We start from the raw sequence: 13,899 nt of genomic DNA on the forward strand, positions 1-13,899 counted from the left end.
GACCTACTGATTACAAGTCAGTTGCTCTACCTACTGAGCTAAGTCGGCATGGTCCGCCACCGGAGCCTCGCCCCCCGTACTACAACACCAAGGTTGTCGCTCTTCCCGATGAGCTAGTGGCGGTTTGGTGGCCCTTGCTGGGCTCGAACCAGCGACCGGGCGATTATGAGTCGCACGCTCTAACCAACTGAGCTAAAGGGCCGGGAGCGAGATAATACATAAACGAAACTACCCTTGCAACATTAAGGTCTTATGAAATCCGACCATATGACAGGGGTACTGGTGCAATGCACCTTCGCGAATACCCCTGTCGTATCGCCGGATAACAAAAAACCCCGGCAGGCGGGGTTTAAAGTTTTTTCAAATTGTCGCTTTACATCGCTGCCATCGTGGCGCAGCTCTGCCAAGCATGAATAGATTATCTGATTTTCTGGCCCGTTTTCAACATCATTCAGAATAAATAGCACTTTTTGCTAATACAAAACTGATCATGAATCTTCTTTCGGGCTGGTCCTCGCCGACAGAAAAACCTTTGCCCTGAATATCTCCAGGCACCAGCGCACCCGCTTTCTGGCTTCCGATTCGGTTAGCCATGGGGCCAGGGTTTGCAGTTCCCTGGTGATGTCAGAGATTTTTTTCCTGGTGGTGTAATACTGGCGGCCAACGATGTAAACCGGATCCTTCAGGTCGAACGCCTGCAGCACTACGCCCTCCATAAATTCACCGTCATCACTACTTATAGCCTCGTCAATAATGCTGGTCGGCGGCTCCGGCCAAAGAATGGCGCGCGCCCGTTTCATTGCCAGCTCACCGCGAAATCCTTCTTCTCTCGCCTGGTTCAGCGCTGCAGTAAACCGCTCAAGGGCTTTGTCTGACCAGTTCTTTCCTCTGATTACGTTCCAGCATGAGTGCCCGCATGGTTTCGCCGGTGCTGTGCCACCGCGTACGCATTCACCCCACACTGTAAGCAGAGATTTTATCCAGCCGGACTGAACATCATTCAGGAGAATACTTTTTCCCAGCCAGCTCTTACGTGGTGCCATTGCTGTTTTTCCCAGCCCTTCAAGATACTGGCGTTTCTGGCGTGGCGTCATTTCATATCCTCGATAAATATCATTCCGGTTTCGCCCCATATTTTTGATGTCCGGGCGTCCCAAATGTGGGAGTCATCCTCAAACAAGGCGTCCAACAGAGATTTTGTTAAGTTGTCCAGATCGGGCTTTTGCTGGTGTGGCTGGCCGTCCATAGACGCGCGCTTTTTCTTGCTCCAGCTCTGGGGCATCGGCAAAACGAAGGTGATATGGGCGCCGTTCTCCGGCACCCGGATTCCATGCAGGCGGGCTTCATCGCAAAACATGCGATAACGCATCACCGGCGCGCGCTGCTTCCACTTATCAGCGCGGGTCATGCGGGGTTTTCCCACTGGGGTGATGATGTATTTAGGCACGCAGCGCCTCCTGTATGCGGGAGCCGATCCAGCGCATCACCGGTACCGCCATTGAATTTCCGATCGCTTTATAGCGCGGTCCATCAGCGGCCAGGAGGAAAGCCTGCTCTGCAGTCAGTTCTGGCCGGTGGTGGCGCAGGTAGGCATATTCTTCAGCGGTGAGCTGCTTACGTTTTTGTGTGGGGATCAGGGTGTGGTTATCGGGGAAGCCCTGCAGGCGTTCGCACTCGACAGGAGTCAGACGGCGAACGGCCATGTTTTGCATGATTGCAGGAGCCTGATTGCTCCCACTATTTGCGCTGGTAAGCGTAGGTGCCTGTTCGCAGGCATAACCTATTCCATGAGCTTTTGCTCCCTGGCCTCCCTTGAATGCGTAAGCTATTGCTGGATAGCCCTGCCCTGGCTTGCCGCCGCCAGTTGATAGCGGACCTGTAATTTGCCCATCTCCATCCTGCAGCCTTACCTGACCTTGCGTATTTTCTACAAAAGCATAAACCACTCCATGATGATCCGTAGCGGTAAGGCAAGGTGAAATCTGGTGCAGCGACTCTGTTGAGTTTCCGCCATTGTGAGGCGCGCGGCCTATCCAGTTTCCAGGGATGCAATAAGCAACCGCTGGTGGTGATCCAGCATTCTGGTTGCTGACCTTGCTATTCCCTGCCCTTAGGGTCGGCGAAACTTCTGCTGAGGCATCATGACCGCTATCCTTAGAGCTGAACGCGATAACCGCGTTTTCCTGACCGTGATTGCGGCCCAGGGTGTGAGCCATATCTGCGAGGGTATCTGGATCCTGAGTACCATGAATGGCGTAAGTTTGAAGCGTCTCATCCATGCTGTCATTGGATTTAGCCAGCAGAGTCCTGCTGACGTCAGAGTAAGTCACAGCTAAATCGGTCGCATCTTTGTGATCGCGAGCTTTAACTGTTGATGCTGTCTCGTCGCTTGCGTAATCGCCGAAAGCTCGCATGCGGAATGCCCCAACGATCCCACTGCCGCGTTGACTGAATAATTCCTGATTACTCGCACCGATCCCGCCAGTATTGAATGACTGATTCAGCGTTGGATGTGGATTATGCTCCCCATCCCAGTGACTACCGTTAGCAACGCGATAGCCAGCATCTGAGGTAAGGATTTGCCTCGTTTTTCTGCTCGGCGGAGAATTCCGGCGCAGGCCTTCGGACTCAAAAAGAATTTTTGCGGGATCGATATCCCCTCGAGCTGTTGCGACAACAAACACACGTCTGCGTCGTTGGGCCACTCCGAAAAATTGAGCGTCGAGCACTCGCCAGGCAATAGCTCTTTCTGGTCCCAGCACATAACCAGCGTTTGACCATCGCTTCCCTGGTGATTCCAGCGCGCAGCTTTCGCCGGCAAGCCCATTACGTAAACCCGCAACGCTGAACGCCTGGCAAGGGGTGCCCCCCACCAGCACATCAGGCGCTTCGATTTTTCCGGCACGGATTGCCGCGGCGATTTGCGTCATGTCGCCCAGGTTGCTGACGTCCGGCCAACGGTACGCCAGAACAGCGGAGGGGAATTTTTCTATCTCAGCGAACCATGCTGGCTGCCAGCCCAGGCAATGCCATGCCACGCTGGCGGCCTCGATGCCGCTGCACACTGAGCCGTAACTGACTGGCTTATTCATCGGCAGGCTCTCCCAGCAAATAGAGAACCTGCACCAGCAGCTCTGCTTCGGTACCGTGCTTCATTTCCCAGGCGCGGCGGCCAGCGTGAATCGCCACACCATAACCGCCGTTGCGATGATGCATATGGCACAGGGGAATTGATTTCCGATGCTCAGCGCGCTGGCTTGTGCCCTGTCCGGTTCGGATGTGGTGGATTTCCGCGGGCGTCTCGCCCAGGTTCTGGTTTCTGCACACGATGCAGCCCAGTGCGGCCACACGCGAAAGATGGAGGCTATCTGCTTTCTTCATGCTGGACCACCAGCATAAGCAGAAACACCGCACATAGACTGGCGGTGTGAGTAATTCGAGGTAGTTATTTGCGCCATCACTTTTCTCCGGTGATGGTGCGACAGGCGCTGGTTGTTCAGACCAGCTTGATTATTATAAATCAGTTGTCAGGGTTGCGGAAGCGCTCAAGGCATTGTCTCAGTGCTTCCCGGGTAATCAGCATTGCTTCAGCAGGCACTGGAATCACAACAAAGGAGCCATCCTCATGGCTCACCACTTCATAGCGTCCAGCTGGGCGAACGGCAGCGATTAATTCTTGCTCATTCATAACGAAAAATCCTATTCAAATCAGCTATCCCACGATAAATCGGGGCCGTCCCTTTTTCTCCCTGCGCGCTGAACGTAACTTAAGCAGCCCTTCCATCGAACGTCTAATAGGTTAGATAGATCAATTAACAGTAATTGATCTGTATAACCGATCGGTTCTTATTGCACAGGAATCATGGCGCTTATATCACCGGTCTGTTGTCTGTATCTGTTACGCGATTCAATAAGTGCGTTACCACGCCCATTACAGTCGCATCATCCAGCGCGTCGCCCTCAATAGCCTCACCATCCTGAGTGATCAGCGCTTTCCCCTGCACTTTTGCGAAATCCAGACTGCCGCAGAACGAAACCAAGACTGTGTCACCCACTTCCGGCTTTCTGGCGACGTTTATGATCGCGTAACCGGCGGATGTTTCGATGGTGCGGCAATTCCCGTCATTGCCGCAAAGGCTGGTGATAGTGAGCGTCTGTTCTGCGTAGTCTGCTGCTGGTGATGGAAACCCCATAATAACCCCCCCTGCAAATAAACTGTATATTTATACAGTACACTCATGCATAAAATTGATCAACGGCTTAACAGCAGTAAGCGCTCCGTCCTGAGCGTGGTCGTAAGGATTATTTTACAGAAGAGAGGTTCCAGGGCAGCAGTTCATGTAGCCGGTTTGAAGGCCAGGCGTTGATCTTGCTTATAACATCACGCAGCCAGCCTTCCGGCTCCACGCCGTTCAGCTTGCAGGTGCCAACCAGGCTGTAGATGACCGCCGCGGCCTCACCGCCGTTATCAGAGCCGAAGAACAGATAATTTTTTCTGCCAACTGCCACTGAGCGCAACGCGTTTTCACCGATGTTATTGTCGATCTCTACCTGACCGTTGCGGCAGTATTCGTTCAGCGCATCCCATTGTTTCAGCATGTACGCGAACGCCTTCGCCATCTCAGCGTGTTCCGACAGCGTTTTCATCTGCTCCTGTACCCAGTCATACAACGACTGCATCAGCGGGACCGTCCGCTCCTTTCTGGCTGTCAGTCGCTCACCCGGCGGGAGCCCACGGATTTCGGCTTCGATAATGTACAGCGCGGCTATCCGTTTCAGCGCTTCACCCGTCATCGCTGTTGGTCGCCGCACATGCTCGTCATGGATTTTTCGTCTGGCATGCGCCATGCACGCCGCTTCTCTGATGTGCCCGGACTCATACAGCGCGTCGTAAGCGCCGTACGCATCGGCCTGAAGCACGCCTCTGTACCCACAGAGATGCCGCTGCGGGTGTTCTCCCTTCCGGTCTGCTGAGTACGAGAACCAGACAGCTGGCGGTTCTGCCGCCCCGCCGTTGCGGTCATCCCGGACGTAGACCCACAAGCGACCGGTTCGCGTTTTACCACTCCCTGGCTCCAGCACCCTGACCGGCGTGTCATCCGTGTGCACCTTGCCAGCCTGCAGAACGTACTGGTTGAGTGCCTCATACAGCGGACGAAGCCGGTTGCCCATCATCGCGACCCAGCGGACCATCGTGTTACGACTCAGCGTCAGTCCATGACGGGCGTAGATTTCAGACTGTCGGTACAGCGGCGTATGCTCCACATATTTTCCGACCAGGATACGGGCCAGCAGGCTGCTGCCCACACGACTGCCTTCTACTGGTTTGGCCGGGAGTGGCGCCTGCACGATAACGTCGCACCGGCTGCACGCCAGTTTTGGACGGACCGTTTCGATGACTTTAAAGGCGGTGTTGATGATCTCCAGTTGCTCAGAGATGGTTTCGCCCATCACCTTCAGCTCTCCACCACAGGACGGGCAGACGCTGTCCGCTGGCTGGAGAGTCTGTGTTTCCCGTGGCAGGTCGGCTGGCAGCGGTTTTCGGGAGGTGTTGCGGGCGGGGTTTTCTGGCGTCGTTTGTGGCGCAACCTCAGCATCTGTTGGCGCATCCTGGACCGGTTTGTCGTCGTTCAGGCCGTTTTTTGCCGCCTCCAGACGGTTTTCCAGCTCTGCCAGCCGTTTCTCTGCCTGGCGGATTTTGTTTTCCAGCTTATTACGGCTCTTTTCCGAACTCTGACCGAACAACATTCTCCGCAGTTTATCCAGTTGCGCTTTCAGACGGTTGATTTCCTGCTCATAACCCGCCAGCTGGCCTGCATACTGACGCAAGCGGGTCTGCTGGTCGTTCAGCATCGTCCGCTGTTTACGCAGCAGGGCTTTTAACTGGTCGATATCGTCAGGGAGTTCATTTTTCATACACCCGACATTACAACAAGTTACACCCGCAGGCCAGGACGTTGTGATGACTGCGGATGTTTCCAGTTGAGGCCTTCCAGCAGCATAGCCAGTTGCGCCGGGGTCAGGTGGATCTTCCCGTCGCTGACAGCGGGCCAGACGAAGTGTCCACGCTCAAGACGTTTGATGAACAGGCACAGACCATCCTCATCGGACCACAACAGCTTTACCATATCACCACGGCGCCCCCGGAAGATGAACAGGTGGCCGCTGAACGGGTCATCGTTGAGGACATTCTGCACGCGGGAGGCCAGGCCGTTGAAGCCGTTTCTCATGTCCGTAACGCCCGTCACCAGCCAGATGCGGGAACCTGTAGGAAGGGATATCATCAGCCACCTCTCTTCAGTTCGCGAACCAGTGCCGACAGCATGGCCGGGGTGAGATTGCCGGACAGCTTCAGGCGTGCACGGCCGATGCTGACCTCACAGCGTTGCCCGGTATCCGGTGGCAGGCTCTGTGCTGATGATGCCGGGACAGCGGGCAGCACGGGTTGAGAGTATTCGGCGGTCACAACAGGAACGATATCGTCACGGATAATGGCTGGTGCCGGATGCTCATCAGATGGCGCATCAACCAGATGACGATAGCGCTGACGCCAGGTGAACAGCAGGTTGTCATTAATCCCGTTCTGGCGGGCGAGTTGTGCCACACAGGCACCGGGTTGCAGTGATCGCTGAACCAGGTCGAGTTTGAACGGCATGGAGTAGGTTGCCCGCTGGCGTGGGGCTGTCGGTTCTGTCATTTGTGATAGAGTCCATTAAAAATTAAGTGGACTCTATCATCGCCGGATTAAAGGTTCGTCGACAGACGTCGCTGACGGGGCGCTTACTAACAGCACGAAACGTTAAAGGGTTTTTGGTATTGGCATAAAAAAACCCGCCGAAGCGGGTTTGTCAGTACTTTATCTCACGCTGCATGCTTTCCGCTGCAGCTGCAAAGTGGAATCGGGAAAGGTTTCCCTTTTTTCGCATGACGCATCACACCATCTACACAAACAGAGTAGCGGAAAATGATCTCACACGGACAACCACATTTGCGACAGGTGCCCATAGCCATAGCTTCGGTTTCCCTGCTTACCTGTAAATCCACACAGGTTGCACTTTGTTAGGAGAACCACTACACTTCGGCTGTCTAAGAAGAGTGTCGTGGTTGGATTGCCTCCATACTCAACGGAACGTGTTAGCGCACTTTCCGCCCCTGAAAGCCCTGTTAGCGCAGGGCTTTTTACATGTAAAAGTCGAATGACATCTGTTGTGTTCTCACGCCAATAGCTTCCAGCGCGATATCTGCAAATGTGTCTGCTTGCCATTCAGCATCCTCAACACGGGTTGGTTCTTTAGCTGAGAAGTGTAAAACCGGTTTGTGCCCAAGAAGCAAATGCCCTAGTTCATGGAAAATAACAGCGAGAGCGTGCTCTTCCCCTAGGCAGGCATTTACATAAATCTTATTGGGCACAGTAATGGTTAGAGAGGCAGGGTCACAATGTCCGATTGTTAGATCGTACGTCAGGGCCTCCCAATCTTTATCTTCCATAACATCGAGAGTTACCCCATAAATTGACAGGCTTTCGAAAAACATGTCATATCGCTTTCTTCTGCGCTTTGAGGTTGTTAGGCCAATGGCATTACAGAAGTTGATAGCTCTGTAGGCTATTTCTTCTTCTTGCATCGGCGACACCCTGTTTCCTCTCATCTGGTACATAATCAACCCTCATTGTTATTAATCTTTTGCAGTAAATCTGCAAAGCTCTTTAACTGTTCTGGTGTGAATTGCGACTTAGCAAAGCCCGCCACCAGCATTTTCTGCTGCTGAGATAATCCATTTACCGGAACAGAATCGTTCGCAACCGCAGCAAGTTCCTGCAATCCTTTAAGTTCTATACCTTTAGATTTGAAGTAAGAATCAATCTTCTTAATCCACTTCTGAGGTATTTTTTTGCTACCAGTCTCTAAACCACTGAGAAACGCAGGTGTTGTATCCAGTTCCTGGGACATAGTTAAAAGTGTGCTGCCAGTATCTATCCTCGCTTTTCTGACGGCCTTACCGAATTCAGTGAGTGCCATGATTTAATCCTCGATTGGTTGGTTTTAACAGACTCGCTCAGGGCGGGTCTGATGGGGCGCTTATAATCTAGTGTCTTAACTTTACCACACACAAAAATTAATTAAACCTTTTTAGTAAAAAAAATACACTTACACTAGTAATCTCATTCATAAAAAACCCGCCTAAGCGGGTAAGTGCTTAATCAATAATCAATTCTTCTCATAGCCAGCACCACCAGCAGGATTAAAACTACCAGCCATACTGCCCCTGATAAAAGCTCCATCAGGTACACGTTTTCACCTCCTGCGGCGATGCTGCTTTGATGTGTAACCGTGGCTCACCGTCTTTCGGTTCAGGCCATTGACGAGTCTTATTCAATGCCAGCTTATCAATCATCGCCTGCGTTATTTGTTCGTCGCTGATACCTGCGCGGCGCTGAGCATCCCATAACAGGAATTGCATATCAGCCCACTCACTGAGATCCTCAGGCTCAGCTGCTGCCTCCAAAGCTTCTTTCGAGAGGTGCTTAAGAGGACCGACAGGACCTACGTCGCCAAACGTCGACTGTGACCATTCAGCGTGATCGCTGCGAACGGCTTTGCGCGGTTCGGTTTTTCCCATGGCGGCGCGCTGTCGCAATAACTCCATCAACACATTTTCAAACAACCGGGCATTCACCTCTACGGACCCATGAACACCACGCGCGTTACATTCGCTAATTACCGCCTGGGTTTCAGAGAGGATTTTTGTCAGGCGCTCTGTGGTAATAATGCCCATCGTTTATTCCTTATTCATCTGCTGACGGTTAGATCGACACACCAGAGCCCAAAAATTCATCTCGCAAATTAGCGCCGCCAACACTTCAGCCCGGCGACGGCCCCCTAATTTATTGGACTTCCCAACAGAGCGTTTGCGCTGACGAATTACCTTTCTTGCGTGCGCCGCCTGTACTTCCTCACGCCGCTGTTTTGATGCATAAACGCCCTTTGCGGGTACTTTACGCGCCTGTTTTTGATAAGCAGTTAACAGGTCGTGTACGTCTGTAAATTTAGCCATGCTCACTCTCCTTTCCCGGTAACAGCCGCGAGATCGAGAAGATTGGTGTGCTGGGCAACATCATCAATAGCTTCAGCGTATCCGAATAGGTTGCTCCATTCAGGGCGCTCACCCATGGCGACCTCATACATATCAGCGAGCGCCTTCTCCGCGCTGTCTCGCTCTTTGATTAACTATGTTTCGTCGCGCTCAAGCTCTGCAATCCGCTTCTCTGCGGCTTCCAGCTTCGCTTCTGCATCTTTACAACGTTCCATCCATCGGTCACGCTGCCCATCAACGATATCTACTGTGCCGTTAAGGGTTTTAATCCGATACCTCATTGTATTTAGCTCAGCGATGCGATTATCTAGCGCCTCTAATCGCACTGCTGACTGCTTCTCTGCGGATTCCAGCTCATCCAGTAGCGCCAGCGCTAACTTTCTCAGGTGTGCATTACTACCGATTGCCGGGTTAGATAACTCTTCACGCAACCTCTGTTTTTCGATTGTCATGCTGCACCGCCTTCATGCTTCTCGGCTTCGACTGCCATCTGCTCAAGCCGTCGCGATAGCTCGGCGGCCAGCGTGTTTCTGTCCTCTTCATCCAGGCCGAACGGGATTTCATCGCGGGTGGCTTCGTGCTGGCTAATTGCTTTCTGCAGCCATTCTTTGGTAATAGTGCTCATGGGCTTGTTCTCAGCCATCTCTTCATCGGTTTCCCATAAAACTCGCGCCTGTCCCTCACAGACCTGAATGACGCCGCCACGACCGCAAGAATTGCACTTAACGGCATCGTCATCCCACAAACCGGCATTATTTCCGCGAGCGGTCTTTACCGTGTGTGATTTGTTGCCGCAACGGCATTTGTTGAGCCAGCCAATGGCTAAAGTTTTCATGATGCATCTCCTTTACCGGCTGCGGCAGCTGACTCTTCGTATGCGCGTTTGGATGCATTCAGAATGGCTGCCAGCGGCGTATGTGCTCCTCCGCCAGTGATTGTGTTGTGAATGCCAGCCATTGCCTCACGAAGGTTGCCGTGGCTCGCCTGCAGCTCTGCAATCCGCTTGTCCTTGGCTTCCAGCTCATCCAGCAGCGCCTGATAGTCGGAGTGATAAACGAACTCACCATCAGGCCACTTCTGCATGTATCCACTAACTAGGTCATATCTGCTCACCTGGTGAGCCTGTTTGTCGATGTTGCTCATTGGGCGGCCTCCTGGGCTCCAAGTTTTTGCCATATTTCAAGGCTGCTATCCGGCATCAGCGCTTCACGAACAAATGGTTTGTAGTAGTGATGGAAAGCGAAAGTCAGGCCAAGCTTAGTTGGCCGTTCCTGTTTACCGAGTAGCCCAAGTCCCATGCAGATAGTTGTTGCAGTCCAGCCAGAGTGATACCCGGCAGCACGTTTCATTACTGTTTCAGCCAGGATGGTCCGGAAATCAGTGCGTCCGAAATTAGTGTTTTCGAAAGCTGCATTGATCACCGCATCGGTCAGGTGCGAGTCGATAGCGTTGCTCATTGGGCTTTATCCTCCACCAGCTTTTTCCATTTTTCGCACAGGATTTTACGGGCTTGAGCCTCGTGATCTGGCGGAAATGAGAACCCGGCGCGTATACCTGGACAACCGTTCGAACAGCGTACCTCTGCCGAACCCCAGTTCATGCCGCGGCTGCGTAATTTCATGGCCGGTTTCAACCCACAGTTCGGGCAGTTAGGTAAATCAGTCATTCCCCAGCCCCTCCAGCAGATTCTTGTGGCGGCGCAGCTCGCGAACGGCACCCTGAAGACGCTGCAGATTTGCCAGCTTCGCTTTTGTGCGGCGGATTTCGGTCGAGATATAACGCGATGACGGAATAATCAGATCATCCGGGCGGCTGGCGAAAGTCGGGATATCTTGAATAATTTCGGCGGTGGATTTGCAGGCTGGCGCCGCTGCTTGCTCGCTAACCTCTGGTGCTGGCTCCTGCTGCTCTGGCTTTATTGCCGGTTCACCCGCCAGGCTCCAGGTGATGTTTTTACCGTCAACATGGCGCAGGACCAGACCGTCCTTGCACATTGCACCCAGCGAAGCATTCAGGGCTCGCGAACCTTTACCCAGTTTTTCTGCGACCTGATTGGCGGTCATGGCCCCCTGCCCCTGCATTGCTGACAGCACCCTATCAACCAGCGGCGACTGCTGCTTGGGTCTGATACGCTTCGGCTTCTGCTCTGTCGCGGTACCGAGGAACCAGCCGCCATCCACAAAATCACACAGTCCCTGCTCTTTCTGCTCGCGCAGCATGTTCAGCGCTTCAACGGGCTCGATATCCAGACGGGCAGCAACCTCGCGATATGTCGCTTTTTTCATGGCTTTCAGTGCATCAAGTACGGTTTCCATAATTTTCTCCTTAAAATTCACTTAACAGGTCTCAGGTGGCTAACGTTTCCGCGATAGCTCTCCCAGTCAAAGTTCACCCAAATGCCGTTATCCATGCGCAGGCGATCGATAACCCTTGCCCCCAGGGTCTCTACCAGCGCGTCGTAATTCAGGTTGGTCAGAACGCCAACCGGGCGCATTGCGGCCAGGCGGCGATCGATAATCTGGTTCAATAAAACTTTCTCGCCGCGGCTATCGCGCTGAATGCCGACTTCGTCGAGCACCAGCAGATCCACTTTGCAGAGGTCATCCAGCAACGCGGCTTCAGACTGCCCTTCGTCGTAGCAGGCCCGGGCGCGTAAGGTCAGATCCGGCACCGTCACAATCAGAACCGTTCGGCCCTGTTTCAGCAGATAATTTCCGATCGCCGCTGAGAGGTGGTTTTTCCCGGTACCAGGCTTTCCGGTGAAAACGAAACTGGCGAACCCGGTACCAAAATTTTGCGCATAGCTCTTTGCCATACTCAGAGCATGCCGCTGGCCGTCGCCCTCCACCGTGTAGTTCGCGAAGCTACAACTGCGGTGCAGGTTCTGGATTCCGGATCGCCCGAAAATTTTCTCTGCCCGCGCCTGCTGGTTGATCTTGTCGATCTCCGCTGCGCGCTTTTGCCCTTCTTCGCGCTGCCAGGCCATCAGCTCAGCTGCGCTTTTGAATTTGGGTTCAATGCCTGCCGGAATAACACGGCGAAGGCGATCGAGAATCGAACCTGCGTTTTGCATGCTTACCCCCTGAATCCTGGCGGAACTGTGTTATCCGGGCGGGAAATGTGATTAATATCCCGACCACCAGCCTGGTGTTGCGCCGCTCCCGGCGACGGTAGGCGAAGAACCAGGTCATCCCATTTTTCGCGCAGTTTTGATGGTGACATCACGTTGCGGCACCAGAACGGATCACGCTGTACACGCGAAAACATTTCGCAAATTTGCTTATGCGTCCTGCCGTCAACGGCACACATCAACCGGATTTCGTTGGACCATGCTGCCCAGTTTGGTTCTTTAGGACGCACCAGTTCCCCGTCTGTCTCAGCGGCTTTTTCATAAAGCTTGACGATGCGGCTCCACATCCACTGAGCGCAGGTCAGATCTTCCTTGCTTCCCCACTGTCGTTTTCCTGCATGTGCAACCACGGCCTCTGGATGACGATTTAAAAACGCCTCTTTGGTCAGTTGTTCGTCCGACAGCGAAGCGTCCGGACAAGAAGTGTTTTTATTCTCTGTAGTAGTCTCTGTAGTAATCTCTGTAGTAATCTCTGTAGGATCGAAATGGGCTTTGCCGTCTCCGCGGGCTGGGCTTTCCCCAGTTCCCGAACAAGGCATTTCCTTGTTACCGGATTGGGCTTTCCCCTGCTCCCGAAATGGGTTTTGTCCATTTGGTTTATTATCAACAACTTGCGTCAATACCTGATCCACGCGCTCGAAGTTGACTTTGAAGTAAATCCGGTGCTCAAGCCGCTTGTGGGTTTCTACCAGAACCCCAAGGCGTTTAAGCTTTTTCCGTGCCGTCAGTTGCTCTTCGTAACTCAGACCGGTTTCCGCCTGGATTTCCTCTGAGGTTTTATGCACACCCAGATCGGAGGTGAGCTTGTCCATCCAGTAGGTCATCTGGCAAAACAGAACGGTGGCACTAACGCCGCCGAGGTGTTCGGCCAGCGCCGGGTAATACGCAACCGGACGACCGAACCCGCGAATGATGTCAGATGGATTCATGGCTTCACTGACCCTTATGCCGCGCGATGACAGTTCATGATCTGGACTTTCACACCAGCCATCTGCGCCAGCGCATCAATCGCTTCCAGAGTCTCCCGCCTGATAATCGGTTGCGGTTTGCCGGTGAATACCGCGTTGGTGGCTTCGATACACTCTTTGTTAACCCTGGCAGCCCGGTAGAGCATGCAGTCCTTCTGCTCCAGTTCGTTATCAATGGCGGTGCGGATGGCATAGCTCAGCGCTTGCGCCTGCTTGAGATAATTCGGCGTATCGTTACGGAACGCGCGCTGAATTATCTGCTTGTTGTTGTGCAGTCGGCGCGCGTACTCATCTGGGTCCGTCACGTTATCCAATGGCTGAAGCAGATCGCCGAAGTGATGCGGCGTTATCAGCTGCGTGACCGTCTTCCAGCCCTTTTCCTGCGCCCAGGACTCCAACTCGCATGCCAGCTTTTTGATTTCCATCAGTCAGACTCCTTCTGCGCGCGTGGGATATCCTGAACAGGAATTCCACTGGTAGGGGTTGGATGCAAATCAGGACGTAACTCGTGCGGGGTTACTGTCCAGCCGCCAAATTCACAGAGCTTGATAACTCGCTCACTTGGAACTCGGTTTCGGATAATCCAGTTGGCAACTGACTGTGAGGACTTAAAGTTGAATTTGCGGGCGACGGCCGAAACAGAGCCAATCGACCTCACTGCCTTTTCGGTTATGTTCTTGTATGAAGTAGTCATCGTGTTCTCCAGAA

The 13,899-nt window shown here is 53.2% G+C and carries 21 protein-coding genes, 1 tRNA gene and 2 pseudogenes; all 24 read right to left on the bottom strand.

The features are described from left to right. Positions 1–125 precede the first annotated feature (125 nt). Positions 126–202, bottom strand: a tRNA-Ile gene (locus ADJ24_RS03745). A 286-nt stretch (positions 203–488) separates the two neighbouring features. Then, a complete protein-coding gene (locus tag ADJ24_RS03750; RefSeq protein ID WP_048702171.1) occupies positions 489–1,094 on the bottom strand; it encodes a hypothetical protein in 606 nt (201 codons plus the stop codon). After that, on the bottom strand, positions 1,091–1,447 hold the full coding sequence (locus ADJ24_RS03755) for a RusA family crossover junction endodeoxyribonuclease (RefSeq protein WP_048702174.1): 357 nt from the start codon (positions 1,445–1,447) through the stop codon (positions 1,091–1,093). Before ADJ24_RS03755 ends, ADJ24_RS03750 begins: the two co-directional genes overlap by 4 nt. Next, a complete protein-coding gene (locus tag ADJ24_RS23380) occupies positions 1,440–3,092 on the bottom strand; it encodes a DNA cytosine methyltransferase (protein ID WP_053085143.1) in 1,653 nt (550 codons plus the stop codon). The genes ADJ24_RS03755 and ADJ24_RS23380 overlap by 8 nt, the downstream gene beginning before the upstream one ends. Continuing rightward, positions 3,085–3,381: a Ref family recombination enhancement nuclease gene (locus ADJ24_RS03765; protein WP_048702176.1), complete on the bottom strand. Its 297-nt coding sequence runs from the start codon at positions 3,379–3,381 to the stop codon at positions 3,085–3,087. The genes ADJ24_RS23380 and ADJ24_RS03765 overlap by 8 nt, the downstream gene beginning before the upstream one ends. 139 nt (positions 3,382–3,520) lie before the next feature. Then, complete coding sequence (locus ADJ24_RS25325; RefSeq protein WP_169815240.1) at positions 3,521–3,688, bottom strand: hypothetical protein; 168 nt, start codon at positions 3,686–3,688, stop codon at positions 3,521–3,523. Positions 3,689–3,869: 181 nt separating this feature from the next. Further along, complete coding sequence (locus ADJ24_RS24775; RefSeq protein ID WP_048702177.1) at positions 3,870–4,193, bottom strand: hypothetical protein; 324 nt, start codon at positions 4,191–4,193, stop codon at positions 3,870–3,872. Between the two features lie 109 nt (positions 4,194–4,302). Next, on the bottom strand, positions 4,303–5,916 hold the full coding sequence (gene tnpC / locus ADJ24_RS03775; protein WP_048702178.1) for an IS66 family transposase: 1,614 nt from the start codon (positions 5,914–5,916) through the stop codon (positions 4,303–4,305). A 20-nt stretch (positions 5,917–5,936) separates the two neighbouring features. Then, a complete protein-coding gene (tnpB, locus tag ADJ24_RS03780) occupies positions 5,937–6,284 on the bottom strand; it encodes an IS66 family insertion sequence element accessory protein TnpB (protein ID WP_048702180.1) in 348 nt (115 codons plus the stop codon). Beyond that, a pseudogene (locus tag ADJ24_RS03785) lies at positions 6,284–6,649 on the bottom strand (transposase); the annotation flags it as partial. The pseudogene ADJ24_RS03785 and the gene tnpB, both read right to left, overlap by 1 nt. A 530-nt stretch (positions 6,650–7,179) precedes the next feature. Beyond that, positions 7,180–7,623 carry an ImmA/IrrE family metallo-endopeptidase gene (locus ADJ24_RS03790; protein WP_223256814.1) on the bottom strand — a complete coding sequence of 148 codons (444 nt, stop codon included), beginning with the start codon at positions 7,621–7,623 and terminating at the stop codon, positions 7,180–7,182. 35 nt (positions 7,624–7,658) lie between these two features. Further along, entirely contained in the window at positions 7,659–8,018 is a 360-nt protein-coding gene (locus ADJ24_RS03795; protein WP_032663365.1) for a helix-turn-helix domain-containing protein, read from the bottom strand. 298 nt (positions 8,019–8,316) lie between these two features. Next, positions 8,317–8,601 (bottom strand): annotated as a pseudogene (locus ADJ24_RS25455) (dATP/dGTP pyrophosphohydrolase domain-containing protein); the annotation flags it as partial. Between the two features lie 177 nt (positions 8,602–8,778). Then, positions 8,779–9,054: a hypothetical protein gene (locus tag ADJ24_RS03805; protein WP_048702184.1), complete on the bottom strand. Its 276-nt coding sequence runs from the start codon at positions 9,052–9,054 to the stop codon at positions 8,779–8,781. Positions 9,055–9,227: 173 nt separating this feature from the next. Then, on the bottom strand, positions 9,228–9,545 hold the full coding sequence (locus tag ADJ24_RS25460) for a hypothetical protein (protein ID WP_048702185.1): 318 nt from the start codon (positions 9,543–9,545) through the stop codon (positions 9,228–9,230). Next, entirely contained in the window at positions 9,542–9,928 is a 387-nt protein-coding gene (locus ADJ24_RS25465; protein WP_048702187.1) for a DUF1382 family protein, read from the bottom strand. Before ADJ24_RS25465 ends, ADJ24_RS25460 begins: the two co-directional genes overlap by 4 nt. Beyond that, positions 9,925–10,236, bottom strand: coding sequence for a hypothetical protein (locus ADJ24_RS25730; protein ID WP_053085144.1), 312 nt, complete (start codon positions 10,234–10,236; stop codon positions 9,925–9,927). Before ADJ24_RS25730 ends, ADJ24_RS25465 begins: the two co-directional genes overlap by 4 nt. After that, on the bottom strand, positions 10,233–10,550 hold the full coding sequence (locus tag ADJ24_RS23390) for a hypothetical protein (RefSeq protein WP_053085145.1): 318 nt from the start codon (positions 10,548–10,550) through the stop codon (positions 10,233–10,235). Before ADJ24_RS23390 ends, ADJ24_RS25730 begins: the two co-directional genes overlap by 4 nt. Beyond that, the gene (locus ADJ24_RS03830; RefSeq protein ID WP_048702190.1) at positions 10,547–10,759 is read right to left on the bottom strand and encodes a hypothetical protein; all 213 of its coding nucleotides are present in this window, start codon (positions 10,757–10,759) and stop codon (positions 10,547–10,549) included. Before ADJ24_RS03830 ends, ADJ24_RS23390 begins: the two co-directional genes overlap by 4 nt. Next, on the bottom strand, positions 10,752–11,408 hold the full coding sequence (locus tag ADJ24_RS03835; RefSeq protein ID WP_048702192.1) for a DUF1627 domain-containing protein: 657 nt from the start codon (positions 11,406–11,408) through the stop codon (positions 10,752–10,754). Before ADJ24_RS03835 ends, ADJ24_RS03830 begins: the two co-directional genes overlap by 8 nt. Before the next feature lie 17 nt (positions 11,409–11,425). After that, a complete protein-coding gene (locus tag ADJ24_RS03840; protein WP_048702194.1) occupies positions 11,426–12,166 on the bottom strand; it encodes an ATP-binding protein in 741 nt (246 codons plus the stop codon). Positions 12,167–12,168: 2 nt separating this feature from the next. Further along, positions 12,169–13,152, bottom strand: coding sequence for a hypothetical protein (locus ADJ24_RS25735; protein ID WP_053085146.1), 984 nt, complete (start codon positions 13,150–13,152; stop codon positions 12,169–12,171). Positions 13,153–13,166: 14 nt separating this feature from the next. Further along, positions 13,167–13,616 (bottom strand): toxin YdaT family protein, encoded by a 450-nt coding sequence (locus tag ADJ24_RS03850; RefSeq protein ID WP_048702195.1) that lies wholly within the window; start codon positions 13,614–13,616, stop codon positions 13,167–13,169. After that, positions 13,616–13,885, bottom strand: coding sequence for a transcriptional regulator (locus ADJ24_RS03855; protein WP_032663354.1), 270 nt, complete (start codon positions 13,883–13,885; stop codon positions 13,616–13,618). Before ADJ24_RS03855 ends, ADJ24_RS03850 begins: the two co-directional genes overlap by 1 nt. Positions 13,886–13,899 lie beyond the last annotated feature (14 nt).

Origin of the sequence: Enterobacter sp. 940_PEND, assembly GCF_001059415.1 — a bacterium.
Classification (GTDB): Bacteria; Pseudomonadota; Gammaproteobacteria; order Enterobacterales; family Enterobacteriaceae; genus Enterobacter; species Enterobacter cloacae_M.